Raw genomic sequence first — 26,563 nt, forward strand, 5'->3', positions numbered from 1 at the left:
AGCGAGAATGCGGGCCATCCAAACCGGAAAAAGCCATGAGCGCAGGAGCCTTAAGACCATGATTCTGGAACTCGCCGACATCCGCATCCAGCCCGGCCAGCAAGCCGCATTCGATGAAGCCATCCAGCGTGGTTTGGCCACCGTGATCAGCAAATCGCGTGGCTACCGCGGCCACAAGATCAACAAGGGCATGGAAAGCCCCGAGCGTTACATCCTCATGATCTTCTGGGAGACCCTGGAAGACCACACCGTGCATTTCCGCCAATCTCCCGCCTTCGCCGAGTGGCGCGCCATCGTCGGGCCTTTCTTCGCCCAGCCACCCCACGTGGAACATTTCACGCTGCTGTCGAAGAGTTGAAGGAATCGGCCTCATGCCTTACGTCATCCCCGCCCCCGCGCCTGTCTCCGTGCCCGTCGTCGGCCGTGCCGAGCGCTTTGCGGTCAACCGCGTCTACTGCGTGGGCCGCAACTACGTGGCCCATGCCCAGGAAATGGGCTACACGGGCCGTGAACCGCCCTTCTTCTTCATCAAGCCGGCCGACAGCTGCCTGGTCGTGGAGCCGGGACAAACCGCGCAACTGCCCTACCCCAGCCTGACCCAGGATTTCCAGCACGAGATCGAACTCGTGGCCTGCATCGGCCAGGGCGGCATGAACATTCCCGCCGCCGAGGCCCGCCAGCACATCTGGGGCTATGCCGTGGGCCTGGACATGACACGCCGCGACCTGCAGGGCGAGCAGAAAAAACTGGGGCGCCCCTGGTGCATCGGCAAGACCTTCGAGGCGGCCTGCCCCATCGGGGCCATCACACCTGCGGCAACGGTGGCTGCCCAGATCGAAAGCGCCGAGATCGCCCTAACGGTCAACGGCCAGCCCCGCCAGCACAGCGATGTCTCCAAGCTGATCTGGAACCTGGGCGAGATCATCGAGCACCTGAGCCGGGCTTGGCTGCTCAAGCCCGGTGACCTGATCTACACCGGAACCCCCGAAGGCGTGGCAGCGGTCCGGCCAGGCGACCTTCTGGAAGGCCACGTAGGCGGGCTCACACCCATCCGCCTGCAGGTGGTCTGAGCTCCCCTGCCGGTTGCGACGCCACCCCGACACCTAGGCCAGCGAGGCTGCACCTAGGTCTACCCCGGCTCTCGGCAGCGGTTCAGGGCTGGTAAGGACGCACCAGGCGCACGACCAGCGCAGTGCCGCGCGAGACATCTCCGCGCGACGCCCCGTTGCCCAAGTGCACGGCCCAGCCCATGCGGGCGGACAGGCGCTCTTCCTGGTTGGTGCTGCCGCTGGCGATGTTGCCGTAGTTGTAGGGATTGGTCTGCGCGACGTTGATGCTGGCGTTGCCGCTCCAGGTCCAGCTGCGCGGATCGGAGGGGAACAAGGTGATGCTGGCGGCGTCTTCCTTCAGGCGGCGCAGTTCATGGATGCGCGGCAATCGCCAAGCCACGCCATCGGCCTTGGCCCTTGCCGCGGCGAGTGCCTGCGCGGTGGTGTAGGTCATCAGGCGCGCTTCACCGACGCAGTTGTGGCCGTTCCAGGTCATGCCCTCCACGCAGCGCAGCCAGGCCAGCTTGTTCTGGGTGTCAAGCACGTAAGCACCGTCGGCGCTGAGCATCAAGGCCGGTCCGGCTTGCGCCCCTGGGCCCTCGGATTGGGTCTCCGCCTGGCCGTTAGACGTCTTGCCTTGCGTCGGTGTCGACGCGTCGACTGAGGTCGGCGGTATGCGCTCAGGTACCGCCTGGGCCCGAGGCTGGACGGACACCCCTCCGATCCAGAGACTCAAGAACAGGCCAAACAGCAGATGCCGGCTGCGCTGCGGCCATCCTGGATTGACGATTCTGTTCATGCAGGGCACTCCTCTGTCGGGCGATTGTTCGCCACGCGGCAGTCACACCGCCGTATTGTCTCGCTTCATACCAGCGTTTCCTTGACGATGCGCAAGGTTTCCGCGAAGGCTGGATGCTCGGCCGTGCGCAGCCATTCAAAGGCCACCATCTCGGTCGTCACCAGTTCCGCGCCGGCGCCGGCCAGGCGATCGAAAGCCGCGTCGCGGTTGCGTTCGGTGCGAGAGGCACATGCGTCGCTCACGACCCAGACGTCGAACTCTTCCTCCAGCAACGCCAGTGCCGTCTGCAACAGACAGACATGGGTTTCGCAGCCCGCCAGCACCAGGGTGCCGCGCTCCGGTGCGGAATCGGGTTTCTTCTGCAAGTGTTTGGGCAGGCTGCGCGCATTGCCGCCTTGGGGCTGTTGCGCCCTTGCGGGCGGACGCAGCAGCTCGCCCAGGCCGTCGGCCACGGCGCTGAAACTCATCTTGGGGAAGACCTTGCCGCCGCCAGCCTGTTGGGCCTGGACCACCAGCGCCTGCAGGTCGGCGTCCGTGGTTCCGAGTCCCTGGGGATTTTCCTCAGTCAGCCAAACCGGTACCTTGAAGAGGCGCGCCATCCGGGCGAGACGCCGGGCGTTGGCCAGGGCCAGGGCGCCTTCGTGCAAGGCGGGCAGCAGTTTGGTCTGGTAGTCAATCAGCAGGAGCTGGGAATCGTCGTGTTCGAGCAGCATGTTGTGTCTGTTCCTGAAAATTTTCTTAATCCGCGATTTTGACGACGATGCGCCCGCGCACCTGACCAGCCATCAACTGCTGGGCTTTTTCCAGCGCCGCCGACAGCGGCACTTCCTCGGTCATGCGTTCGAGCATGACTGGGTCCAGGTCGCGCGCCAGCCGGTCCCAGGCCCGCTGGCGCCGCGGCAACGGCGCCATCACCGAATCGATACCGACCAGCGTCACTCCGCGCAGAATGAAGGGGGCAACCGTGCCCGGCAGGTCCATGCCCTGCGCCAGGCCGCAGGCGGTGACGACACCGCCATAACGCGTTTGGGCCAGGGCATTGACCAGGGTGTGCGAGCCGACGGCGTCCACCACGGCGGCCCAGCGCTCCTTCTGCAAGGGTTTGCCGGGCGCGGCGAGTTCGGCGCGGTCGATGATGGCGCTCGCACCCAGGGCCTTGAGGTAATCCGCTTGCGCCGCCTTGCCAGTTGCCGCGGTGACGCGGTAACCCAGCCGACTCAGCAGGGCGACGGCCACGCTGCCCACGCCACCGGTGGCGCCCGTCACCAGCACCTCGCCGCTTGCGGGTGTCGCGCCATGCTGCTCCAAGGCCAGAACGCACAGCATGGCGGTGTAGCCTGCCGTGCCGATGGCCATGGCCTGACGGGGCGAGAAGGCCAGTGGCAGACGCACGAGCCCGGCGCCTTTCAGACGCGTTTTCTCGGCCAGGCAGCCCCACTGGGTCTCGCCGACACCCCAGCCGTTGTGGACGACCACATCACCGACGCGCCAATCCGGGTGGCGCGATTCAAGCACCATGCCCGCACCGTCAATGCCCGGCACCATGGGCCATGCGCGCACCACGGGGGCTTTGTTCGTGAGCGCCAGACCGTCCTTGTAGTTGAGCGTGGAGTACTGCACGGCCACGGTCACGTCGCCCTCGTTCAGAGGCGGCAGGTCCGCGTCTTCAAGGGTTGCCAGGCGAGCGCTGAAGCCTTGCGGCTGGCCGTTGGCCTGCTCCAACAAAAAAGCCCGGAACATGTTCTTTTCTCCTCATAAAAAAGCCTTGGAATGCGGCAGGATCGGTTCAACACCCTATGCTAACCGGATGCCTGCGCGCACCATGCCCACGACTTCCCCCAGCCCGTCGCTGACTCTCAGCGGCTTCGTGCTGACCCTGGCCACCGTTGGCCTGCTGCAGGCCTGCGCCGGCCCGGGCAGTTCGGCGCGTTCATCCTATGAGGACCATCGTTACACCCATGCCGATGACGGTGCCGAGGACCGCCGCGCCGAAATCGTGGTGGCTGCGATGGGCGCGCTGGGCACGCCCTACCGCTACGGGGGCGGCAGCTACGACGCTGGTTTCGATTGCAGCGGTTTCGTGCGCGCGGTGTACCAGCAGACCTGGGGACTGACGCTGCCGCGCCAGTCAGCGCAGCAGGCCCGGGCCACGCGCGCCATCACCCGGCGCGACCTGCAACCCGGGGACCTGGTCTTCTTCAACACCGTGGGGCAAGCCTACAGTCACGTCGGCATCTACGTGGGCGACGATCGTTTCATCCACTCCCCCAAGGCCGGCGCCAGTGTGCGCATCGAGAACATGCGCGTGCGCTACTGGGATGATCGCTTCAACGCTGCGCGGCGCGTGAGCCCGCCGAGCTAACGCCTCTGCGGCGCCCCTGGGCTGCGGCCCCGCTCACGGGGATATGCTCACGGCCTCCAGCACACCCGCCACAGTGGCTGTCTGCGCGCCATTCTTTTTTCTTTCAAACCGAGCTTTGCCGTGTTTCGACTCTCCATCCGCAACTTTTTTCTCGCGTCCCTGCTGGCTTCTTGCGCCCTGCTGCCAGCGCGCGCTCAATTGCTCAATTTCCTGCAGCCGGCCGACCCAAGCTACCTGAACGCCGAGCCCCTGAGCATCACCCTGGAAGGCTGGTCCTACCCCTATCCCGTGACCATGCTGCAGCTCGCGCTGGAAGGCGAGACCGTGCGCATGGCCTACATGGACGTGCGTCCCAAGAACCCGAACGGTCAAACCCTGCTGCTGCTGCACGACCAGTATTTCAGCAGTGACTACTGGGCACAGACGCTGCGCACCCTCAGCGACTACGGCTACCGCCTCGTCGTGCCGGACCAGGTCGGTTTCGGTCGCTCCTCCAAGCCGGAGATGCAATACCGCTTTGGCCTGCAGGCCCAGGCCACGTTGCGCCTGCTGGACCACCTGCAGATTCCGCAAGTGGCCGTCATCGGCCACGGCATGGGCGGCATGCTGGCCGTGCATTTCGCCCGTCGCTATTCCGAGCGTGTGAGCGCCCTGGTCCTGGAAAATCCGATGGGGCTGGAGGACTACGCCACACTGCCCCCGGTCAGCACGGAGCCCATGGCGCGACAGAACATGCTGCTCACGCCGGCCCACTACCGGCGGGAACTCAAGGCCCAATTCGCCACTTGGCGCCCCCCCTTCGAGCGCTACGTGGAGCAATTCGCACGCTTGCAGCTGAGCAGCGAATACCCGCGCCACGCGCAGGTGGCGGCACGCACGCAGCAGATGATCCTGGAAGGCCCCATCCTGAACGAGATGCCGCGCCTGCTCGCGCCCACCCTGCTCATCATCGGACTGAAAGACCGCACGGTGCCGGGCCAGCGCTACTACCCTGCCGATGTGATCAAGGGCTACGGCGACTTCTCCAAGCTCGGCAAGGACGCGCAGGCCCGCATCCCCGGCGCGCAGCTGCGCGAGCTACCCGACGTGGGACACACGCCGCACCTGGAAGACCCCGAGTACTTCATCGCCCTGCTGACGGATTTCCTGTACGGCAAGAAGCCCTGAGTGTCCGGGTTTTCCAGCGGGCAGCGTTCACCAGCGGTACATTGAGGTCATCACGACCCGTCGCTGAGTGCCGTAGTAGCAGCTGCCGTAACCACAATTGGCTATGTATTCCTTGTCAGTCAGGTTGCTGGCATTCAAGGCCAGGCTCCATCGATCCATGTCGTACCCGACCATCGCGTCGATGAGCGTGTAGCCTGGAACCTGCGTCGCGGCGCTTTCGTTGATGCCGCGAGTCGGACCGACATAACGCATCCCGAAGCCGGCCTTGAGACCAGCTTCGAACCTGTAATCGCCCCAAAGCGAAAAACGGTGTGTGGCAACTGCCGTGGCCTGCTTTCCGACTTCGGCAGGGTTCTCACTCTGGGTGACGTCGGCCTTCGGCGTGTAGGCATAGGCCGTGGTCAGGTTGAAGCCAGCGTATGGGGTCACCAAGGCTTCGAGCTCGAGACCACGCACGACGATTTCCCCCGTCTGCTTGGGCTGATTGGTCGATGGATCGGTGGTGACGTAGTCCTGGCGGCGCAAATCAAAAATCGCGGCGCTGTACATGGCCTTGTGGTTGACAGGCTGGTAACGAATACCTGCTTCGATCTGACGCCCGGTTTCCGGATCAAAGGCATCCCCCGTGTCCGGATTGATGGTCGTGTTCGGGACGAAGGAGGTGGCGTAACTTGCATACGGCGCCCAGCCACTCGGATGCAGGTAAACCAGGCCTGCGCGAGTGCTGAACTTGCGGTCAACCTGGGACGAACGGGTATCGTTCAGATGGTCAGCCAACTCGATCGTGGCGCGGTCGTGACGCCCTGCCACCGTGGCCACCCAGTTCCCCCACTTCACCTGGTCCTGCAGATAGAAACCCGCCTGTATCAGCCTGGTCCGCTGGTCCATGTCCGGCGCGCCGAGCGTCACGAGACCATCATGCACGGGGTTGTAGAGATCGATGTTGTCCACCGTGCCGCTGAAATAGCTGGTCTGGTCAAAACGACCGTTTTGGTAATCGAAACCAGCCAACAGGGTATGTCGCAGCTCGCCCGTGTCGAATTCCAACTGTGCCTGGTTGTCGATCGTGAACAGGTCCGATTTTTCCCGACTCGCGTAAACGCTACGCGTCATTTCACGGTAGTTGATGGGATCGCTGACATCCGCGTTGTAGGTGACGAAGCTGCCCAAGGATACCTGTCGATAGTCCATGTCCAGGCGCGCGTATCGCAGGTTCTGGCGCAAGGTCATGCGATCGCTGGGCTTGTGTTCCAGCAGATACCCGAGTGACCACTGGTCTTGATTCAGTCGATTGAAATCGGGTTCGCTCAGGTAGGTGTCGGTCGGCAGTTTTGTCCCCGCCGGCGTCCTCACCAGGGAACCCTGCTCCGGCAAGCTGCGCACATAGGTGCCGGCCCGGCTGCGCAAGATCTGGGACAGGAGCGTGAGCGAGGTCTGGGCCGACGGCTTGAGCGTCAGCGAGGGCGCCAGATAGAACCTGTCATCAGGCATGCCCCCCTCCGGCATCTCCGCGTCGCGCGCCAACCCCACCACGCGGTACAGCACCGAGCCATCCTCATTGAGCGGGCCGGTGAAGTCTCCCGCGAGTTGCTTGCGCGCATGGCTACCGGCTTGCACCTGGATTTCATTGCGCCTTTCATCCAGCGGCTGCTTGCTGACCACGTTGACCAAGCCGCCTGGGCCATTCTGGCCGTAGAGCACGGAGGATGGGCCACGCAGAATTTCAATGCGTTCGAGCCCGTAGTTCTCGGTCTGCCAGATGGCCCAATTGCCGGTGTTGCGCAGTTGCAGGCCATCCTGATAGAAGCCAGGCGCATAGGCATCGAAGCCGCGGATGACCATCCAGTCGTAGCGTGAGTCGGTACCGTAGGGGGCGATCTCAACGCCCGGAGTGAAGGCCAGCACATCCTTGACCGTGGACGCACCCATGGCTTCGATGCGATCCGCCGTGATCACGGACACCGACTGCGGCGTTTCGATCAGAGGCACGCCCGTCTTGGTACCCGTGGCGCTTTGAGGCGCCACATACGCCACGCCGCCCTCGGTGGCTGAGACACGGACTTCGGGCAGAGAACGCGGCCTGCTCGGCGGCGCCTGGCGCAGTTGATAGCTTCCGTTGGCGCCGGGCACGGCTTCCAGACCACTGCCTTCGAGCAGTTTGCTCAGCGCGGCGTCGGGTGTGTAACTGCCCTCCAGCATCGGCGCCTGCTTGCCGGAAAGCAGGCTGCTGTCGGCGCCGATCAGCAGACCGGTTTTGGCGGCCAACTCGGTCAGGGCCCTGTCCAGCGATTGGGCAGGGAGGTGCAGTTGGAAGACGGCCTGCCCGGTGCTTGACGACTGAGACCAAGTTGGCGCGGCGAGGCCCAAACACAAGGCCAGGCAGGCAAGCCAAAACGGGGGACGGCGGAATGCAGGGCGCACAAAAAACTCCTCAAAGTTGGTGAAAACGGCTGTCTCACCAACAATGACCGGTGACACCGGCATTCGGGCAGTCCCCAACGGGAAAAATTTTTACGGCGCTTCCACCCACACCATATAGGGGGTGAGCTTGCTGATCTTGAGCTGCAGGTTCTGGGCAACGATGCGCAAGGCGGCGTCGGTGTCGTCCAGCGGCAGCACCCCAGTGAACCGCAGTGACTGGAGCTTTTCATCGCCCTGTATCGTCAGGACACCAGGCCGATAGCGAGCCAGCTCCGCGATGACCTGCTTCAGCGGCGCCTCATTGAAGACCAGGCGTGCGTTCGTCCAGGCCAATGCCGCCGTCGTCGGGACGGAGGTTTTCGGGCCGAGCGCGCGATCGGTGTACTGGACACCTTCACCCGCCTGCAACACGATGGACTGGTTCGGACGCTGACGACTGGCCACTGCGACCCTGGACTCCAAGACCTCGACGCGCGTGTCCGCGTCGCGTTGATCGACGATGTAGCGCGTGCCCAGCGCATGCGCCGTCCCGTCACGACCCGTGATCACGAAGGCGCGACCAGCCTCGTCCTTGGCGACTTCGGCCAAGACCCTGCCAGCATGCAGGCGAATTACCCTGCCGTGCGCGTCGATGCGCACATCCAGCGCCGTGGCGCTGTCCAGCGTCAGAACGCTGCCATCGGCCAATGTCAGACGTCGCACTTCGCCCCGGGCCGTGCGCTGCTCGGCCAGCCAACGGTCGGTCGGTAGCCATGCCCATGTCACGCATGTCAGGATCGCGATGGCCAACACGGCCGATGCCTTCTTGCCGCGTGGCGGCGGCGCATCCACCGAGCTCCACATGCGCTGCATCTGCTGGAATACCTGCTCATGCCGCGCATCTTCGCCACGCCATGCATGGCAAGCCTCCAAGTGGGCGGCGCGCTCCTGCTCGCTGCCAGCCCCTTCGATCTGGACGATCCATTCCGCGGCGCGGCTGCGGATGGTCGCCAACGGATCGGAAGACAACGCGGTTTCAGTCATGGGCGTTCATCGCGTGGAGACGCGCATGGCAATGGACCAGCACCTTGGCCAGGTACTGTTTGACGCTGCTTTCGGAAACGTCCAGCTTGGCGGCGATCTCCGCGTACGACATGCCGTCGACGCGCGCCATCAAGAAAGCGCGACGCGGCTTCTCGTCCAGCTCTCGCACCAGCAGCAGCAAGGTCTGGCTCAGCAACTGGCGTGTCGACGCGATCTCCTCGGGACTGCGCATGCAATTGTCCTCGGCGAGGATCGCCATCGTGCGCAAGGTCTCCTCCTCGAGCTTGCGCCGATGGAACTGGTTGATGAGCAAGTGGTTCGCCGTCACCAACAGATAGGCGCGTGGCTCGCGCAGAACGGGCAGTTGCGGAAGGGCCAGCAGCTTGACGAAAGTGTCCTGCACGATGTCAGCCGCCTGATGCAGACATCCCACTTTCTTGCGCAGCCAACCCTGTAGCCAGCCGCGATGGCTGCTGTACAGCTCGGCGATGAGATCAACAGGGCTTGCAGACACGATGCGCGCTTCAGATCACGGCGGCTGACGGGTATGGGAGCCCGCAGCACACCATGTTAATTGAGAATTATTCTCAAATTAAACCCGAAAATCGTCGGAGAAGCAATGACGCTGTTCCCAGGAGTTTTACAGTGCCGGTGCGCCCTGCAGGCTGGAACGAAAAAAGAAAAAGCCCGGGCAGTTACCCGCCCGGGCTTGTTTTGAAACGCGCGTTTGGATCGTGTCTATTTCCGCTGCGGCGGCACGTCCGTGCAACTGCCGTGCGCAATCTCGGCCGCCATGCCGATGCTTTCGCCCAGCGTGGGGTGCGGGTGGATGGTCTTGCCGATGTCCACCGCGTCAGCACCCATCTCGATGGCCAGGGCAATCTCGCCAATCATGTCGCCCGCGTGCGTGCCGACAATGCCGCCGCCGACGATGCGGTGCGTCTCCTCGTCGAACAGCAGCTTGGTGTAGCCCTCGTCACGCCCGTTGGCGATGGCACGGCCCGAGGCCGTCCAGGGGAAAAGCCCCTTCTTGACCTTCACACCCTGCGCCTTGGCCTGGTCCTCGGTCAGACCCACCCAGGCCACTTCGGGGTCGGTGTAGGCCACGCTGGGGATCACACGGGCGTCGAAGGCGCTGCTGGCCAGTTCCGGGTTGCCTTGCAGTTCCCCGGCGATGACTTCCGCCGCCACATGCCCTTCGTGCACGGCCTTGTGCGCCAGCATGGGCTGGCCCACGATGTCGCCGATGGCGAAGATGTGCGGCACGTTGGTGCGCATCTGCACGTCCACGTTGATGAAACCCCGGTCCGTGACGGCGATGCCGGCTTTTTCGGCCGCGATCTTCTTGCCATTGGGCGTGCGACCCACGGCCTGCAACACCAGGTCGTAGACGCCTTCGCTCTTGGAGCCGTCCAGGCCTTCGAACTGGACCTTGATGCCTTGCGGGGTGGCTTGCGCCCCCACGGTCTTGGTCTTGAGCATCACATTGTCGAAGCGATGCTTGTTCATCTTGTCCCAGACCTTGACCAGGTCACGGTCAGCGCCCTGCATCAGGCCGTCCATCATCTCCACCACGTCCAGGCGCGCGCCCAGGGTGCTGTAGACCGTGCCCATTTCCAGGCCGATGATGCCGCCGCCAACGATCAGCATCTTCTTAGGCACCTGGCTCAGGGCCAGCGCGCCCGTGGAATCCACCACACGCGGGTCCTCAGGCATGAAAGGCAGACGCACGGCCTGGGAACCGGCGGCAATAATGGCCTTCTTGAAGGCCACGACCTGCTTCTTGCCGGTCTTTTGCTGGGCCGTGCCCGAGGTCTCTTCCACTTCGAGGTGGTTGGCGCCCGCGAAAGAGCCATACCCGCGCAGCACCGTGACCTTGCGCATCTTGGCCATGGCAGCCAGGCCACCGGTCAGCTTGCCGATGACCTTTTCCTTGTGGCCGCGCAGCTTGTCGATGTTGAGCACCGGCTTGCCGAAGTCCACGCCCAGGTCGGCCATGTGGCTGACCTCGTCCATCACGGCCGCGACGTGCAGCAGGGCCTTGGACGGAATGCAGCCCACGTTCAGGCAGACACCGCCCAGGGTGGCATAGCGCTCAACCAACACGACCTTGAGACCGAGGTCGGCCGCGCGGAAGGCGGCCGAGTAACCGCCGGGGCCGCCACCGAGCACGAGCACATCGCAGTCGAGGTCGGCGCTGCCGCCGAAGCTGGCCGCCACGGGTGCGGGGGCAGGCGCCGCCGCGGCGGCGGGTGCAGCGGGCGTCGGCGCAGCAGCAGCAGTAGGTGCAGGCGCGGCAGCCGCTACACCGGCGGCCTCCAACAGCAGCACCACCGAGCCTTCCTTGACCTGGTCGCCGATCTTGACCTTCAATTCCTTCACCACGCCCGCATGGCTCGACGGAATCTCCATCGAGGCCTTGTCGGACTCCACCGTGATCAACGATTGCTCCGCCTTGACCGTGTCGCCAGGCTTGACCAGCAGTTCAATGACCGCCACCGACTCGAAATCACCGATGTCGGGTACCTTGATTTCCAGGAGTGCCATGGTTGTGTCGCCCTCCGTGATCACAGCAGCACGCGGCGGAAATCGCCGAGCACCTGGGCCAGATAGGCGTTGAAACGGGCACCGGCCGCGCCGTCGATCACGCGGTGATCGTAGGACAGCGAGAGCGGCAGGACCAGACGCGGCTGGAAGGCCTTGCCGTCCCAGACCGGCTTCATGGCACCGCGCGACAGGCCCAGAATGGCCACTTCCGGCGCATTGATCAGCGGCGTGAAGTAGGTTGTGCCAATGCCACCCAGCGAGGAAATGCTGAAGGTACCGCCCTGCATGTCGGCCGCGCCCAGCTTGCCGTCGCGCGCCTTCTTGGACAGCTCGGCCATCTCGGCGGAAATTTCCACCAGGCCTTTCTGGTCGGCGTTCTTGAGCACGGGCACCACCAGGCCATTGGGCGTATCGGCCGCGAAGCCGATGTTCCAGTAGTTCTTGATCACCAACTGGTCACCGTCGAGGCTGGCGTTGAATTCAGGGAACTTCTTGAGCGCGGCAACCGCTGCCTTGATCACGAAAGCCAGCATCGTGAACTTGATGCCCGCCTTTTCGTTTTCCTTGTTGAGCTGCACGCGCAGCGCTTCGAGTTCGGTGATGTCCGCGTCCTCGTAACTCGTGACGTGCGGGATCATCACCCAGTTGCGGTGCAGGTTGGCGCCACTGATCTTCTTGATGCGCGACAAGTCCTTGCGCTCGATCGGGCCGAACTTGGCGAAGTCCACCTTGGGCCAAGGCAGCAGGCCCAGGCCAGCACCATCACCGCCCGCAGGCGCGGTACCCATGGCCTGGGTGCGCACGCCACCGCTCATCACGGCCTTGGTGAAGTTCTTGACGTCTTCCTCAAGGATGCGGCCCTTGGGGCCGGAGCCCTTGACCTCGGCCAGGGGCACGCCAAATTCACGCGCCAGCTTGCGAATGGAGGGGCTGGCATGAGGCAGAGCGCCGACCTTCGCCTGTTGGGCCAAGGGGTCGTGCGCGGCCGCAGCAACAGCGGGAGCCGATGCGACGGGTGCCGCCACGGGGGCCGCGATCGCAGGCGTCGGCGTCGCCGCGGCGGCCGGCGCGGGCGCTGGGGCAACGGGGGCGGATGCGGCAGGGGCCGGAGCGACGGGTGTCGGCGCGGCGGCGGCACCTGCAGCTTCCAGCATCAGCACCACCGAGCCTTCCTTGACCTGGTCGCCAATCTTGACCTTCAGTTCCTTCACCACGCCCGCGTGGCTCGACGGAATCTCCATCGAGGCCTTGTCGGACTCCACCGTGATCAACGACTGCTCCGCCTTGACCGTGTCGCCAGGCTTGACCAGCAGTTCAATGACCGCCACCGACTCGAAATCACCGATGTCGGGTACCTTGATTTCTACGAGAGCCATGTCTACGTCTTCCTCTGTGGGTGCTTGCGATCAGGCGTGCAGCGGATTGATCTTGTCCGTCTTGATGCCGTACTTGGCGATGGCCTCGGCCACCTTGGCCGCCGGCACCGTGCCTTCGTCGGCCAGGGTCTTGAGCGCGGCCACCACAATGTAGTGGCGGTTGACCTCGAAGTGCTCGCGCAGCTTGCTGCGGAAATCGCTGCGGCCGAAGCCGTCGGTGCCCAGCACCTTGTAGGTCCTGCCCTTGGGCAGGTAGGGACGGATCTGCTCGGTGTAGTTCTTCACATAGTCGGTGGAGGCAATCACCGGGCCAGCGTGCGGCTCCAATTGCTGCGTCACGAAAGGCACACGGGCCTTTTCGGTCGGGTGCAGCAGGTTCCAGCGCTCGGCGTCCTGGCCGTCGCGGGCCAGTTCGTTGAAGCTCGGGCAGCTCCACACGTTGGCGGCCACGCCCCAGTCCTTCTCGAGCAATTCCTTGGCGAACATGGACTCGCGCAGGATGGTGCCAGATCCCAGCAGGTTGACCTGCGGCGCGCCCTTCTTGGCGGCGATCTTCTTGTCGGCTTCCTGCAGCAGGTACATGCCCTTGATGATTTGCTCTTCCGTGCCGGCCTTGAGCCCGGGCATGGCGTAGTTCTCGTTGAGCAACGTGATGTAGAAGAACACGTTGTCCTGTTTCTCCACCATGCGCTTCAAGCCGTGGTGGATGATCACGGCGACTTCGTGCGCGAAGGTCGGGTCGTAGCTGACGCAGTTCGGGATGGTCGAGGCGAGGACGTGGCTGTGACCGTCCTCGTGCTGCAGACCTTCGCCGTTCAGCGTGGTGCGGCCCGAAGTTCCTCCCAGCAGGAAGCCTCGCGCTTGCATGTCTCCAGCTGCCCAGGCCAAGTCGCCCACGCGCTGCAGGCCGAACATCGAGTAATAGATGTAGAACGGCACCATGATGCGGTTGTTCGTCGAATACGACGTCGCCGCGGCGATCCACGAGCAGATGCCGCCCGCTTCGTTGATGCCTTCCTGCAGGATCTGGCCGGCCTTGTCCTCGCGGTAGTACATCACCTGGTCCTTGTCGACCGGGGTGTACTTCTGGCCCTCGGGGTTGTAGATGCCCACGGTGCGGAACAGACCTTCCATGCCAAAGGTGCGTGCCTCGTCCACCAGGATGGGCACCACGCGCGGGCCGAGAGCCTGGTCACGCAGCAGCTGCGTGATGAAGCGCACGTAGGCTTGCGTCGTGGAAATCTCGCGCCCCTCGGCGGTCGGCTCCAGCACGGCCTTGAAGGTCTCCAGGGATGGCACGGCGAAGGTCTCGGTGCTCTTGGCGCGGCGCTTGGGCAGGTAACCGCCCAGGGCCTTGCGGCGCTCGTGCAGGTACTTCATCTCCGGCGTGTCGTCGGCCGGCTTGTAGAAGGGCACCTTGTCCAGTTCGCTGTCGGGGATCGGGATGTTGAAACGGTCGCGCATGTAGCGCACGTCGTCGGCGCCAAGCTTCTTGGTCTGGTGCGCGGTGTTCTTGCCCTCGCCCGCCTTGCCCATGCCGTAGCCCTTGACGGTCTTGACCAGCAGCACGGTGGGGCCGCCGGTGGTGGTGTGCGCCTTGTGGAAGGCCGCGTAGACCTTCTGTGCGTCGTGTCCGCCACGACGCAGGTTCCAGATTTCCTGGTCACTCATGTGCGACACCATCTCCAGCGTGCGCGGATCACGACCGAAGAAGTTCTTGCGCACGTAGGCACCGTCATTCGCCTTGAAGGCCTGGTAGTCGCCGTCCAGGGTGTCCATCATGACCTTGCGCAGCACGCCGTCCTTGTCCTTGGCCAGCAGCGCGTCCCACTCCTTGCCCCAGATCAGCTTGATGACGTTCCAGCCCGCGCCGCGGAATTCGCCTTCCAGCTCCTGGATGATCTTGCCGTTGCCACGCACCGGGCCGTCCAGGCGCTGCAGGTTGCAGTTGACGACGAAGACCAGGTTGTCCAGCTTCTCGCGCGCGGCCAGGCCGATCGCGCCCAGGCTTTCCGGCTCGTCCATCTCGCCATCGCCGCAGAAGACCCAAACCTTGCGCTGGCTCGTGTCGGCAATGCCGCGGGCGTGCAAATACTTCAGGAAACGCGCCTGGTAGATGGCCATGATGGGCCCCAGGCCCATGGACACCGTGGGGAATTGCCAGAACTCCGGCATCAACTTGGGGTGCGGGTAGCTGGACAGACCTTTGCCATCCACTTCCTGGCGGAAGTTCAACAACTGTTCCTCGGAGATGCGACCTTCCAGAAAGGCGCGGGCATAGATGCCGGGCGCGCTGTGGCCCTGGATGTAGAGCAGGTCACCGCCATGGGTACCGCCCTCGTCCGTGTTGTCGGCGTGCCAGAAATGGTTGAAACCGGCCGCGAACATGTGGGCCAGGGACTGGAAGGAACTGATGTGCCCACCCAGGTCACCGCCATCGGCCGGGTCCAGGCGGTTAGCCTTGACGACCATGGCCATGGCATTCCAGCGCATGTAGGCGCGCAGGCGGCCTTCGAGCTCCAGGTTGCCCGGGCTACGGGCTTCCTGATCCGGTTCAATGGTGTTGACATACCCCGTGGTAGCCGAGAAAGGCATGTCGATGCTGTGCTCGCGCGCGTGCTCCAGCAATTGCTCCAGCAGGAAGTGGGCGCGCTCCGCGCCCTCCTGCTCGATCACGGCTTCCAGCGCGTGTTTCCACTCAAGGGTTTCCTGGCTGTCGAGATCGGCAGCATCAAGACGGTTCTGGGGCAGGGCTGACATGGCGAGGCTCCTCTCATCAGTCGTACGTTCGGGAAAAAACCAGCGCGCTCGAATGTGTCCGCCCGCGCGTGCTGCTTCAAACAGCCTGCGAGTTTCGCACAATTCATGACGATTTCAAATTGCGACCATCAATTCCATAACATGAATTGTTAAGTCGACTGGAGTGACACCAGGACCAGATTCCCCCTGGGAATCCAAGCCCAGTTGCCCTCCCGCCGACGTGGTGCGCGCATACACTGCGCATCGCATCGTCCCGGCGATGAGCGCCATTGTCCCCCCGTTGCGTCCAGTTTCATCCCATGCCCTCGCCTTTCGCCAAGCTTTACGCCGGTCTGTTGCGCGTCCTGCCCATTCCCCAGCGCCTGCGCGATTGGTGGAATCGGCAAGCCCCCCACCGGCAGGACCGCTACGCCATGCTGGCGCCGCTGGTGGCGGTGCTGTTGTTCTTCACCGCCATCGTGGTGGCCGTGGGTTACCTGCGCATCGAGGAAATGGAACGCGAGCAGGAAGCCCTGCGACGTGACGTGGAATATGCCCAGCAGCGTCTGCGTCTGCGCCTGCTGGAGCGACAAGAAGATCTGACGCGCCTGGCGCAGCAACTCTCGAACCAAGAGCTGAGCCCGACACAATTTCGCCAAAAGGCCGAGGTAATCTTGCACCTCTACCCCGAAATTCAGGGTCTCAGCTGGATCACACCTGCCCGAACCCGCGCCGGGTCGTCAGCGGACGCGCAGTCCGGCGAACGCTTTCGATTGCGCGCCAGCCAGGGCTACGGACCCGCCGCCCAGGCACTCACCGCCCAGCCGGTGCCCCAGGCCTCGCCCTCGCTCGAGGGCAGCCTCGACGCCTACACCCGGGCGCGCGAGCTGCACCAACCTGCCTACGCCGCGCCCTGGCTGCACTCGAACGATGGCCCCTCCTGGCTCAGCCTCTTCCTGCCGCTGCAGATCCAGGGCCGCTTTGGCGGTGTGCTGCTGGCCGAGTACTCCATCGACGCGCTCTACGACTACAGCATCTCGGCCGATGTCTCCGCGCGCTACGCCACCTCGCTGCGCAATGCCACCGGCCAGGTGCTGGCCGGCAGCCGCGTGCCCCGCCCAAAGGCACCCACCGGCGGCAACGGGCTCACGGCTTGGCTGGGCTGGGCAGGACAGGCGGAGCAGCAGGTGCTGGTGTCCCCGGCTGGCACGGGCCTGATGCTGCACGCCCAGGCCTACCGGGCCTCGCAAGGCCTGATCGGCAGCAGCCTGTTCTGGCTGGTGACGGTGCTGAGCGTGATGACGGCCTGGATGCTGATCGCCAACTGGCGACACACCCGCCGACGCGTGCAGGCCCAGCGTGCGCTGCTGCTTGAAACCAGCTTTCGCCGTGCGATGGAAAACTCCATGCCCACGGGCATGCGCGCGCTCGACCCACAGGGTCGCATCACCTATGTCAACGCTGCCTTCTGCCAGATGACGGGCTGGAGCGAGCAGGAACTGGTGGGCGCCATGCCGCCCTTCCCTTTCTGGCCGGAAGATTCCCATGAGCTGCTGGCAGCCAGGCTGGAAGACGAGTTGCAGGGCCGCATCACCTCCAGTGGCCTGCAGGTGCGCATCCAGCGCAAGGACGGCTCGCTGTTCGACGCGCGCATCCACGTCTCGCCCTTGATCGACGCCAACGGCCAGCAGACCGGCTGGATGACCTCGATGACGGACATCACCGAGCCGAATCGCGTGCGCGAACAGCTCTACGCGTCCTACGAGCGCTTCACCACCGTGCTCGAGGCCCTGGACGCCTCGGTCTCGGTCGCCCCCCTGGGCGGCGGCGAACTGCTGTTCGCCAACAAGATGTACCGGCTCTGGTTCGGCGACCAGAACCAGGGCCATGTCCAGCTCTCCAGCCAGGCCGGCCACGGCGGCATGGACACGCCCGCCGGCGCCGCCGCCCGCGACCGGGACAACCAAGATGCAGTGGACGACATGGCGGGCCTGCCCGCCAGCAGCCTGCTGGACGCGGTCGATGACCCGGTCGAGGCGGAGAACGCCGAAATCCACGTCGAGACCCTGGACAAGTGGCTGGAGGTGCGTACCCGTTACCTGACCTGGGTGGACGGTCGCCTGGCGCAGATGGTCATCGCCACCGACATCACGCCGCGCCGCCGGGCCGAGGAACAAGCGGCCGCCCAGGCCGAGCGGGCGCAGACCGCCAACCGCTTGATCACCATGGGTGAAATGGCCTCCAGCATCGCGCACGAGCTGAACCAGCCGCTGGCCGCCATCACCAACTACTGCAACGGCATGGTTTCGCGCATTCAGTCCCGCCAGATCACCGAGGAGGACCTGCTGGGCGCGCTCGACAAGACATCGCGCCAGGCCCAACGCGCCGGACAGATCATCCAGCGCATCCGCGCCTTCGTGAAGCGCAGCGAACCCAAGCGCGTGGCTTTCGAAGCCGGTGACTTGGTGGACGAAGCCATCGAACTGGCGGAGATCGAGCTGCGTCGCAACAACGTGCGCCTGACCCGCCAGATCGACGAGAACCTGCCTCCGCTGATGGTGGACCCCATCCTCATCGAGCAGGTGCTGATCAATCTGCTCAAGAACGCGGCCGAGGCCATTGTCCAGGCGCGGCGCGCCCTGCCCCAACGGCGCATTGATCTGCAGGTCCAGGCAGCCGAACTTGAGGGCAGGCCGGTGGTTGAATTCATTGTCACGGACCGCGGCCACGGCATCGCGCCGGAAATGATGGACCACCTCTACGAAGCCTTCCACACCACCAAGGCCGGCGGCATGGGCATCGGCCTGTCGCTGTGCCGCTCCATCGTCGAGTCCCACCAGGGACGGATGCGGGCGGAGAACCTCTACAATGGCCCGCAGGCAGGAACGGAGACGCCGGAGGTCGTGGGTTGCCGCTTCTCCTTCTGGCTGCCCTTGGAGCCGGAGCCTGCCCGAGAAGCAACAACAACACGCGGAGACAGACCGCCATCGCCGACGACCCAGGAAGATGACAGGATAAGAACATGAGCTTGATCCCCAAGAAAGGCACCGTGTATGTCGTGGATGACGACGAGGCGGTGCGCGATTCCCTGCAATGGCTGCTCGAGGGCAAGGACTACCGGGTGCGCTGCTTCGATTCAGCCGAGTCCTTTCTTTCCCGCTACGACCCGCGCGAGGTCGCCTGCCTGATCGCCGACATCCGCATGGACGGCATGACCGGCCTGGAACTGCAGAACAGGCTGCTCGAAAAACATTCTCCCCTGCCCATCGTCTTCATCACCGGCCATGGCGACGTGCCCATGGCGGTGGACACCATGAAAAAAGGCGCGATGGACTTCATCCAGAAGCCCTTCAACGAAGCCCAGTTGCTGGACCTGGTGGAGCGCATGCTGGACCGCGCCCGTGCCGCCTTCAGCGAATACCAGCTGGCCGCCGATCGCGACGCCCTGCTGGCCAAACTCACCACGCGCGAAAGCCAGGTGCTCGAACGCATCGTCGCCGGCCGGCTGAACAAGCAGATCGCCGACGACCTGGGCATCAGCATCAAGACGGTGGAGGCGCACCGCGCCAACATCATGGAAAAGCTCAACGCCAACACCGTGGCTGACCTGCTCAAGATCGCGCTGGGACAAAACGCCATCAAAGCCTGATTTCCACCTTTGCACTCAACGCCCGCTGCCATCGCACAGCGGGCGTTTTCACTTTGACACCACACGCCACCACCATGACCGCACAACTGATCGACGGCCTTGCCCTTTCCAAACAGCTCCGCAGCGAGGTGGCCCAGCGCGCCGCCGCGCTGAGCGCGCGCGGGCGACAGCCCGGCCTGGCCGTGGTCCTCGTCGGTGACAATCCCGCCAGCCAGGTCTATGTGCGCAACAAGGTCAAGGCCTGTGAGGACAGCGGCTTCCACTCCGTGCTGGAAAAATACGAAGCCACGCTGAGCGAGGCTGACCTGCTGGCCCGCATCGCCGCGCTGAACACCGACCCGAGCATCCACGGCATCCTGGTGCAACTGCCGTTGCCCGCCCACATCGACGCGCAAAAGGTCATCGAAGCCATTTCGCCCGACAAGGATGTGGACGGCTTCCATGTTGCGAGCGCGGGTGCGCTGATGACGGGCCTGCCCGGTTTCTGGCCTTGCACGCCGCATGGCTGCATCAAGATGCTCGAGCACATCGGCTACGAGCTCAAGGGCAAACACGCCGTGGTCATCGGCCGCAGCAACATCGTCGGCAAACCCATGGCGCTGATGCTGCTGGGCAAGAACGCCACCGTCACCATCTGCCACAGCGCCACGAAAGACCTTAAGGCCCAGACCCTGCAGGCCGACGTGATCGTCGCCGCCGTCGGCAAGGCCAAGATGCTGACGGCTGACATGGTCAAGCCCGGCGCCGTGGTCATCGACGTGGGCATGAACCGCGACGAAAACGGCAAGCTCTGTGGCGACGTGGATTTCGAGCGTGTGAAGGAAGTCGCGTCCTGGATCACCCCCGTGCCTGGTGGTGTCGGCCCCATGACCATCACCATGCTGCTGGTGAATACCTTGGAAGCGGCCGAAAAGGCCGCGCGCTGAAAGCGGCGCGGCACGCGGCGAGCTGAGCCACCGCGCCACACAGCCAGGCCCCACGATCACACCACACAGCCGACTCAGGGGACCCGCTCAGGCAATGGCTGCAGCACGAGCGGCACGCGGCTCGCGGCGGGTCACCAGCCAGAGCCCTCCTGCCACCGGCAGGATGCCCAGCAAGTCGCTGCCCTGCAGCGGCTCGCCCAGGGACAGCCAGCTCATCAGCAGGCCCAAGGGCGGCATCAGGAAATGCAAGGCGCTGGCCTCGGTGGCGCTGCGCGTGCGCAACAGGTGCAGCCAGAGCAGGTAGGCGGCGATCGAGACCAGGCCCACCATCAGCGTGAAGCTCCAGACAAAACTGGGCGTCCAGTGGATGGCCTGGCCCGCCTCCAGCCACAAGGCCAGGGGAATCAGCAGCAGGCCGGACACGCCCACCTGTACCGCGTTGTTGAGCAGCAGATCCACATGCGCCAGCCTTTGCTGCCAGCGCTTGAAAAGCATCGTGCCGGCCACCAGCGACAAGGCTCCCGCGCTGACCAGGACCACGCCCAGGGTGGTGTCGTCCCGCAGGCCGAGGCGCTGCCAGACGATCCAGCACACCCCCGCCATGCACAGCAGCAGCCCGGCGCCGCGCCGCCAGTCCAAACGCTCGCCCAGCAAGAGGCTGGCGGCCAGCGCCACCCAGACGGGGTTGGTGCTGATGATGACGCTGCTCAGGCCCGATGACAGATGCAGCATGCCGGACCAACAGAGTCCCAGGTAGAGGGCGTTGTTGCACAGGCCGATCACGGCCAGCAGCACCCAGGGCCGCCAGCGGCTGGCCTGGCCGGCTGCGTCCGGATCGCGCGGGAAAAAAGGCGTACCGCGACGCCAGGCCCGCAGCGCCCCCCAAGCCAGCATCAGCACCGAGGCGAGCAGAAAGCGCAGGCAGAGGAACTTCAGCGGCGGCGCATCGCGCAGGCCCAGCTTGGCCAGCGGGAAGGCGGCGCTCCAGCACAGGCAGAAAACCAGCACCTGGGCCAGGTAAGACGAGGAAGTCGAGGACCGGGACGAGGCAGGAGAGACATCAGACATGGCCGGCATCCTAGGCAGTCCTTGATGAATCGTAAAATGAAATGATCGGATTCCATCCATTCGAAAAACCGATTCATCATGCAATTGGACCTGGATTTATTGCGCACCTTCGCCAGCGTGGTGGACACCGGCGGCTTCGGCCGCGCGGGCATGCGCGTGCACCGCAGCCAATCCACCGTCAGCCAGCAGGTGCGCAAGCTGGAGGAACTGACGGGCAAGCAACTGCTGCTGCGCGACCGCAACGGCGTCATGCTCACAGACGACGGCGAACTGCTGCTGGCTTACGCGCGCCGCATGCTGGCCCTGCATGACGAGGCCACCAGCGCCCTGGGCGGCCAAGCCCCGGTCCGCGTGCTGCGCGTGGGCGTGGTGGAGGACTTCGCCGGTACGGCCTGGATGCACACCCTGGCGGACTTCGTGCGCCAGCGCCCGGCGGTGCGGCTGGAGACTGTTTGCGATCTGTCCGTCCACCTGCAACGCCAGTACGCGCGGGGCCAGCTTGACCTGATCGTGGCCAAGGACGTGCTGCCGCCGGGTGTGCACAGCCCCATCGACTTGCCCGGGGACTGTGAGTTGGTCTGGAGCGAGCCCCTGCGCTGGTTCGCCGCCCGGGGCTACCAGCCGCCCGCAGCCCATTCGGCCTCCCTGCCCCTCGTGCTCTTCATGCCGGGCTGCGTGTACCGCCAGGCCGCCATCCAGTCGCTGGAACTGGGCGGGCGCCCCTGGCATGCCGTGCTCAGTACCCAGAGCCTGCACGGCCTGCAGGCCGCCCTGCGTGCCGGCATGGGCCTCAGTCCGCTGAACACGGCGGCGGCGCATCTGCACGGTGGATCGCATGGGGCTGGTTCTGCCCTGGGCGCCGAGCTGGCGCCCCTGGACGAGACCCGCCATGGTCTGCCGCCCCTGGGCCACAGCCGTTACCTGCTGCGCATGACGCCGCTGGACACTCCCGCCGCCGATGACCTGCGTCTGCTCGCGCAACTCGTGCGGCAGCAAGTGCGGCACTGGCATGCGCAGCACACCAGGACCGCCATGGAACTCGCGGCCTGACGACGTACAGGCCGGGCAGATGGAGGCGGAACGGACCGCATCACTCCACCCCGAACACGAAGTCGATCTCCACCGCCGCACCCTTGGGCAATTGCAGGACGCCCACCGAGGTCCGCGTGTGCACGCCACGCGGCCCGAGCACCGTGTACAGGGCTTCGGAGGCGCCGTCGGCCACTTCGCTCTGTTGCGTGAAATCCGGCGCGCTGCGCACGAACACCGAGATGCGGGGCACCGAACGGATGGCCGCCAGGCTGCCCAGCGCCGCCTTGACCAGGGTCAGGGCACGCAAGGTGGAAATGGCAGCAGCGCGACGCGCGCTGGCCAGGTCGATGACGGCATCGGGCCCGCTGCCGACCATGCCCACGAAATGCACCTGGTCGCCGATGCGCGGAATCTGCCCGCTGACGTAAAGCAGCGGACCGTCACGCAGCACCGGCACGTACTGGCCACCGATTTTGATGGCCTCGTTGATGGGAAAGGCATGCGCCGAAGCCAGTTCCTCATAGGCTTGGTCTGGATGCGTCAAGCTTCACTCCGGTTATTTGCTACAAACACCTGGGCCATCGGCACCATAGCGCATATCGCCCCGTTTTTCCTTCGCTTGCGGCGCGGCCACGCACGCAGAATCCGGGCATGGTTTCTCCACGCGCGACGCCGGCCGAAACGGTCGAGCAACTCTTCACCCGAGGCAATCAGGCTCTGGCTGCCCGTGACCTGACCACTGCCGCCTTGGCCTACCGGACTGCTCTGGCCATAGACCCCACGCAGGCCGCCTTGCACGGCAACCTGGCCCTGGCGCTGGACGAAGCCGGTGACGTTCAAGCGGCTGATCACCATTACCGCCAGGCCTTGGCGCTGGAGCCCGACCAGGCTCAGCTCTGGATCAACCACGGAGTGCTGCTGCTGCAAGGCAAACGTCTCCGTGAAGCCGAAGCCGCGCTGCGCCAGGCCTTGGCGCTGGCCCCGAACGACACGTCCGCGCTCAGCAATCTGGGGGTGCTGCTGGCCCAGCAGTACCGTGATGAAGAAGCCGAGACGACCCTGCGCACGGCCCTGCGTCTGCAACCCCAGCACCGCAACGCCGCCTACAACCTGGCTTATCTGCTGCTGCGCCAGTGCCGCCTGGAAGAAGGCTGGCTGCGACTGGAGCAACGCGACCGGCATGGCGCCCTGGCCGAGCGCCTGGCGAAGCAACTGCCCTGCCCGCGCTGGCGTGGCGAACCGTTGCAGGGCCGCTCCCTGCTGATCGCGCTGGAAGCCGGCCATGGGGACATGATCCACTTCTGCCGCTACGCCGCCCTGGCCAAGGCCGCGGGCGCCCGGCGCGTCACCGTGCTCTGCCACCCGGCCCTGGTCACGCTGTTCGCCACGTTGGTCGGGTGTGACCAGGCCATCCCGTTCGACCAGGACCTGCCCGAGGGCACCGACGGCGAGGCGCCACACTTCGACTACTGGGTTCCACCCCTGAGCCTGCCCTACCTCTTCGCAACCCGGCCGGACACCATACCGGCCACCCTGCCCTATCTGCATGCCGATCCGGCACGCGTGGCGCACTGGGCGCCGCGATTGGCCGCGCCACCGGGCGTGCTCAAAGTCGGCCTGGTCTGGAAAGGCAACGTCAATTTCGAGAACGACACCGAACGCTCCCTGCCCAGCCTGGCCACGCTCGCGCCGCTCGGCCAGACTACCGGCGTGGTGTTCTACAGCCTGCAAAAAGGCGCGGGTGAAAACGAAGCCACCACACCGCCGCAAGAACTGCCTCTGACGCCGCTGGGGGGCGATCTGGTCGACTTTGCCGACACCGCCGCCGTCATCGCCCAACTGGACCTGGTGATCACCGTGGACACCGCCGTGGCCCACTTGGCCGGTGCTCTGGGACAGCCCTGCTGGTTGCTGCTGCCCTGGTACCTGCCGGACTGGCGTTGGTTCAAGGAGCGGGAAGACTCGCCCTGGTACCCGGGCGTGCTGCGCCTGTTTCGCCAGCCGGCAATGGGCGACTGGGACAGCGTCGTGGCCCAGGTCGCGCAGGCCTTGCGGGGTCGGGCTGGCAGGCACTGATCCGAACCCGCCCTGCTGGCGGGTTGCCAGGGACGGCCTGCACTATGAAGGCCATAGGCGCACCGGGCCTTGAACTGCGGCCGGATAACGCAAAATGTCGGGCATGACCGCACCCACCTCCGCCGCTACCGACTCCACCAACCCCTTGCTGGACGCGTCCGGCCTCCCCCTGTTCGACCGCATCACCCCGGCGCACGTGGCCCCGGCGCTGGACAGCTTGCTGGCCGAAGCCGAAACTGCGCTCGACACCGTGACGAAACCGGACTACCCCGCCGACTGGAAAGCCATCGCCCAGGTGCTGGACGTGGCCACAGAGCGGCTGGGCCGGGCCTGGGGCACGGTCAGCCACCTCAACGCCGTCGCCGACACGCCCGAGTTGCGCGCCGCCTACAACGCCGCCCTGCCGCGCGTGACCGAGTTCTGGACCCGACTGGGTTCGGACGAACGGCTGTACGCCAAGTACAAGGCCATCGCCCCCGAAAACCTGAACGCCGAGCAGCGGCAGGCCCATAAGAACGCCTTGCGAGGCTTCGTGCTGGGCGGTGCGGAACTGCAAGGCGCGGCCAAGGAACGCTTTGCACGCATCCAGGAAGAACAGGCCGAAGCCAATCAGAAATTCAGCGAGCATGTGCTGGACGCCACCGACAACTGGGCCTACTACGCCACGGACGACGAACTGGACGGTGTGCCCGACGATGTGCTGCAGGCGGCGCGAGCCGCGGCCCAGGCCGAAGGCCGGGACGGCTACAAGCTCAGCCTCAAGATGCCGAGCTACCTGCCCGTGATGCAGTTCGCCAAGAGCAGCGAACTGCGCCGGCGCCTCTACCGCGCCTTCGTCACACGCGCCTCCGATCAGGCCGAAACCTACGCGCCCGGCAAGGACGGCACGGCAATCGACGGCAAGCAGTACGACAACACCGCGCTGATCGGCCAGATCCTCGCCCTGCGGGACGAAGAAGCAAAGTTGCTGGGCTATCGGAACTATGCGGAAGTCTCTGTCGCGCCCAAGATGGCGGATACGCCCGAACAGGTAATCACCTTCCTGCGCGACCTCGCCGCCAAAGCCAGGCCCTATGGCGAACGTGATGTGGCCGACCTGCGGGCATTTGCCGCGCAAGAACTGGGCATCACCGACCCGCAGCCCTGGGACTGGAGCTATATCAGCGAGAAACTCAAGGAAGCCCGGTACGCCTACAGCGAGCAGGAGGTCAAGCAGTACTTCACCGCGCCGCGCGTGCTGGCCGGTCTGTTCAAGATCGTGGAAACCTTGTTCGAGGTGGAGATCCGCAAGGACAGTGCGCCCGTCTGGCACCCGGCGGTGGAGTTCTATCGCATCGAACGCGGCGGTCAGTTGCTGGCCCAGTTCTACCTGGACCAGCCCGCCCGCGCTGGCAAGCGCGGCGGCGCCTGGATGGACGATGTGCGCACGCGCTGGCTGCGCCCGGACAACGGCCAGCTGCAAACACCGGTGGCCCATCTGGTCTGCAATTTCGCCGACGGTGTGAATGGCAAGCCCGCTTTGCTGACGCACGACGACGTCATCACCCTGTTCCACGAATTCGGCCACGGCCTGCACCACATGCTGACCCAGGTCAACGAGCGGGATGTGTCCGGCATCAGCGGCGTGGAATGGGACGCGGTGGAACTGCCCAGCCAGTTCATGGAGAACTTCTGCTGGGAATGGGAGGTGCTGCGCCACATGACCGCTCACGTCGACACGGGCGAACCGCTGCCGCGCGCGCTCTACGACAAGATGATCGCGGCCAAGAATTTCCAGAGCGGCATGCAGACCCTGCGGCAGATCGAGTACTCGCTCTACGACATGCTGCTGCACACGGCGGGCGCGCAGCCGGACTTCATGGAGGTGTTGCGCCAGGTGCGCGCGGAAGTGGCCCTGCTGCCCGCGCCCTCCTTCAGCCGCACGCCGCACACCTTCAGCCACATCTTCGCGGGTGGGTACGCAGCGGGTTATTACAGCTACAAGTGGGCCGAGGTGCTGAGCGCAGACGCCTACGCGGCCTTCGAGGAAACGGTGGGACCGGACGGCATGCCCAGCGTGGAGACCGGGCGCAGGTACCGGCAAGCGATTCTGGAAGCGGGCGGTTCACGCCCGGCCATCGAATCCTTCAAGGCTTTCCGGGGGCGGGAGCCGAGCCTGGAGGCATTGTTGCGGCATCAGGGGATGGCGGGAACGGCTTGAGATTTCGTTCAACCGTTACTTCATCATCCGAGGACGCGGGGTGACTGCTCCGCGACTGTCCTCCTTCAAGGGCCTACCGGCCCTTGAATTCCCCCTTTATGTCGCTGCGCAGTCACCCCACGTCCTCGG

General features: G+C 65.0%; 21 protein-coding genes. 10 read left to right on the forward strand and 11 right to left on the reverse strand.

Annotated elements, in window-relative coordinates:
- The first annotated feature begins 58 nt into the window (after positions 1–58).
- A complete protein-coding gene (locus AZ34_RS10930) occupies positions 59–358 on the forward strand; it encodes an antibiotic biosynthesis monooxygenase family protein (RefSeq protein WP_035608013.1) in 300 nt (99 codons plus the stop codon).
- A 13-nt stretch (positions 359–371) separates the two neighbouring features.
- Positions 372–1,070 (forward strand): fumarylacetoacetate hydrolase family protein, encoded by a 699-nt coding sequence (locus AZ34_RS10935; RefSeq protein ID WP_035608015.1) that lies wholly within the window; start codon positions 372–374, stop codon positions 1,068–1,070.
- Between the two features lie 82 nt (positions 1,071–1,152).
- Here the strand turns inward: AZ34_RS10935 and AZ34_RS10940 are convergent, their stop codons facing one another.
- From AZ34_RS10940 to AZ34_RS10950, 3 genes are all read right to left on the reverse strand, one after another.
- Positions 1,153–1,848 carry a DUF1566 domain-containing protein gene (locus AZ34_RS10940; protein ID WP_081767177.1) on the reverse strand — a complete coding sequence of 232 codons (696 nt, stop codon included), beginning with the start codon at positions 1,846–1,848 and terminating at the stop codon, positions 1,153–1,155.
- Between the two features lie 65 nt (positions 1,849–1,913).
- Positions 1,914–2,561 carry an isochorismatase family protein gene (locus tag AZ34_RS10945; RefSeq protein ID WP_035608017.1) on the reverse strand — a complete coding sequence of 216 codons (648 nt, stop codon included), beginning with the start codon at positions 2,559–2,561 and terminating at the stop codon, positions 1,914–1,916.
- A gap of 25 nt (positions 2,562–2,586) precedes the next feature.
- Positions 2,587–3,588 carry an MDR family oxidoreductase gene (locus AZ34_RS10950; RefSeq protein WP_035608019.1) on the reverse strand — a complete coding sequence of 334 codons (1,002 nt, stop codon included), beginning with the start codon at positions 3,586–3,588 and terminating at the stop codon, positions 2,587–2,589.
- A gap of 82 nt (positions 3,589–3,670) precedes the next feature.
- Between AZ34_RS10950 and AZ34_RS10955 the strand changes: the two genes are divergently transcribed.
- Complete coding sequence (locus tag AZ34_RS10955) at positions 3,671–4,210, forward strand: C40 family peptidase (protein WP_051510149.1); 540 nt, start codon at positions 3,671–3,673, stop codon at positions 4,208–4,210.
- 120 nt (positions 4,211–4,330) lie between these two features.
- On the forward strand, positions 4,331–5,377 hold the full coding sequence (locus AZ34_RS10960) for an alpha/beta fold hydrolase (protein WP_051509699.1): 1,047 nt from the start codon (positions 4,331–4,333) through the stop codon (positions 5,375–5,377).
- Between the two features lie 27 nt (positions 5,378–5,404).
- On the opposite strand, the gene AZ34_RS10965 is transcribed toward AZ34_RS10960, so the two are convergent.
- The 6 genes from AZ34_RS10965 to aceE form a co-directional block, all read right to left on the reverse strand.
- Positions 5,405–7,642, reverse strand: coding sequence for a TonB-dependent siderophore receptor (locus AZ34_RS10965; RefSeq protein ID WP_231495512.1), 2,238 nt, complete (start codon positions 7,640–7,642; stop codon positions 5,405–5,407).
- Between the two features lie 246 nt (positions 7,643–7,888).
- Complete coding sequence (locus tag AZ34_RS10970) at positions 7,889–8,821, reverse strand: FecR family protein (RefSeq protein WP_035608021.1); 933 nt, start codon at positions 8,819–8,821, stop codon at positions 7,889–7,891.
- Positions 8,814–9,335, reverse strand: a complete 522-nt coding sequence (locus AZ34_RS10975; RefSeq protein ID WP_035608023.1) for a sigma-70 family RNA polymerase sigma factor — start codon at positions 9,333–9,335, stop codon at positions 8,814–8,816. Before AZ34_RS10975 ends, AZ34_RS10970 begins: the two co-directional genes overlap by 8 nt.
- Before the next feature lie 224 nt (positions 9,336–9,559).
- Positions 9,560–11,368, reverse strand: a complete 1,809-nt coding sequence (gene lpdA, locus AZ34_RS10980) for a dihydrolipoyl dehydrogenase (RefSeq protein ID WP_035611521.1) — start codon at positions 11,366–11,368, stop codon at positions 9,560–9,562.
- Positions 11,369–11,388: 20 nt separating this feature from the next.
- Positions 11,389–12,744, reverse strand: coding sequence for a dihydrolipoyllysine-residue acetyltransferase (gene aceF / locus AZ34_RS10985; protein ID WP_035608025.1), 1,356 nt, complete (start codon positions 12,742–12,744; stop codon positions 11,389–11,391).
- Between the two features lie 30 nt (positions 12,745–12,774).
- Positions 12,775–15,504: a pyruvate dehydrogenase (acetyl-transferring), homodimeric type gene (aceE, locus tag AZ34_RS10990; RefSeq protein ID WP_051509700.1), complete on the reverse strand. Its 2,730-nt coding sequence runs from the start codon at positions 15,502–15,504 to the stop codon at positions 12,775–12,777.
- A 299-nt stretch (positions 15,505–15,803) separates the two neighbouring features.
- On the opposite strand from aceE, the gene AZ34_RS10995 reads away from it, so the two are divergent.
- From AZ34_RS10995 to folD, 3 genes are all read left to right on the forward strand, one after another.
- Complete coding sequence (locus AZ34_RS10995) at positions 15,804–18,509, forward strand: PAS domain S-box protein (protein WP_035608027.1); 2,706 nt, start codon at positions 15,804–15,806, stop codon at positions 18,507–18,509.
- The gene (locus AZ34_RS11000; protein ID WP_035608029.1) at positions 18,506–19,132 is read left to right on the forward strand and encodes a response regulator transcription factor; all 627 of its coding nucleotides are present in this window, start codon (positions 18,506–18,508) and stop codon (positions 19,130–19,132) included. The genes AZ34_RS10995 and AZ34_RS11000 overlap by 4 nt, the downstream gene beginning before the upstream one ends.
- A 74-nt stretch (positions 19,133–19,206) precedes the next feature.
- Complete coding sequence (gene folD / locus AZ34_RS11005; protein ID WP_035608031.1) at positions 19,207–20,058, forward strand: bifunctional methylenetetrahydrofolate dehydrogenase/methenyltetrahydrofolate cyclohydrolase FolD; 852 nt, start codon at positions 19,207–19,209, stop codon at positions 20,056–20,058.
- 87 nt (positions 20,059–20,145) lie between these two features.
- Here the strand turns inward: folD and AZ34_RS11010 are convergent, their stop codons facing one another.
- A complete protein-coding gene (locus AZ34_RS11010) occupies positions 20,146–21,126 on the reverse strand; it encodes a DMT family transporter (RefSeq protein ID WP_197026534.1) in 981 nt (326 codons plus the stop codon).
- 78 nt (positions 21,127–21,204) lie between these two features.
- Between AZ34_RS11010 and AZ34_RS11015 the strand changes: the two genes are divergently transcribed.
- On the forward strand, positions 21,205–22,176 hold the full coding sequence (locus tag AZ34_RS11015; RefSeq protein WP_051509703.1) for a LysR substrate-binding domain-containing protein: 972 nt from the start codon (positions 21,205–21,207) through the stop codon (positions 22,174–22,176).
- A gap of 40 nt (positions 22,177–22,216) precedes the next feature.
- Here AZ34_RS11015 and AZ34_RS11020 read toward each other — a convergent pair whose 3' ends face one another.
- Positions 22,217–22,702 carry a RidA family protein gene (locus tag AZ34_RS11020; protein WP_051509704.1) on the reverse strand — a complete coding sequence of 162 codons (486 nt, stop codon included), beginning with the start codon at positions 22,700–22,702 and terminating at the stop codon, positions 22,217–22,219.
- A 107-nt stretch (positions 22,703–22,809) separates the two neighbouring features.
- On the opposite strand from AZ34_RS11020, the gene AZ34_RS11025 reads away from it, so the two are divergent.
- Together AZ34_RS11025 and AZ34_RS11030 are read left to right on the forward strand one after the other, a co-directional pair.
- Positions 22,810–24,234, forward strand: coding sequence for a tetratricopeptide repeat protein (locus AZ34_RS11025; protein WP_035608033.1), 1,425 nt, complete (start codon positions 22,810–22,812; stop codon positions 24,232–24,234).
- 94 nt (positions 24,235–24,328) lie between these two features.
- Positions 24,329–26,434 (forward strand): M3 family metallopeptidase, encoded by a 2,106-nt coding sequence (locus AZ34_RS11030; protein ID WP_197026535.1) that lies wholly within the window; start codon positions 24,329–24,331, stop codon positions 26,432–26,434.
- The last annotated feature ends 129 nt before the right edge of the window (positions 26,435–26,563 follow it).

The sequence above is a fragment of the Hylemonella gracilis str. Niagara R genome, from assembly GCF_000600295.1.
Lineage (GTDB): Bacteria > Pseudomonadota > Gammaproteobacteria > Burkholderiales > Burkholderiaceae_C > Hylemonella > Hylemonella gracilis_A.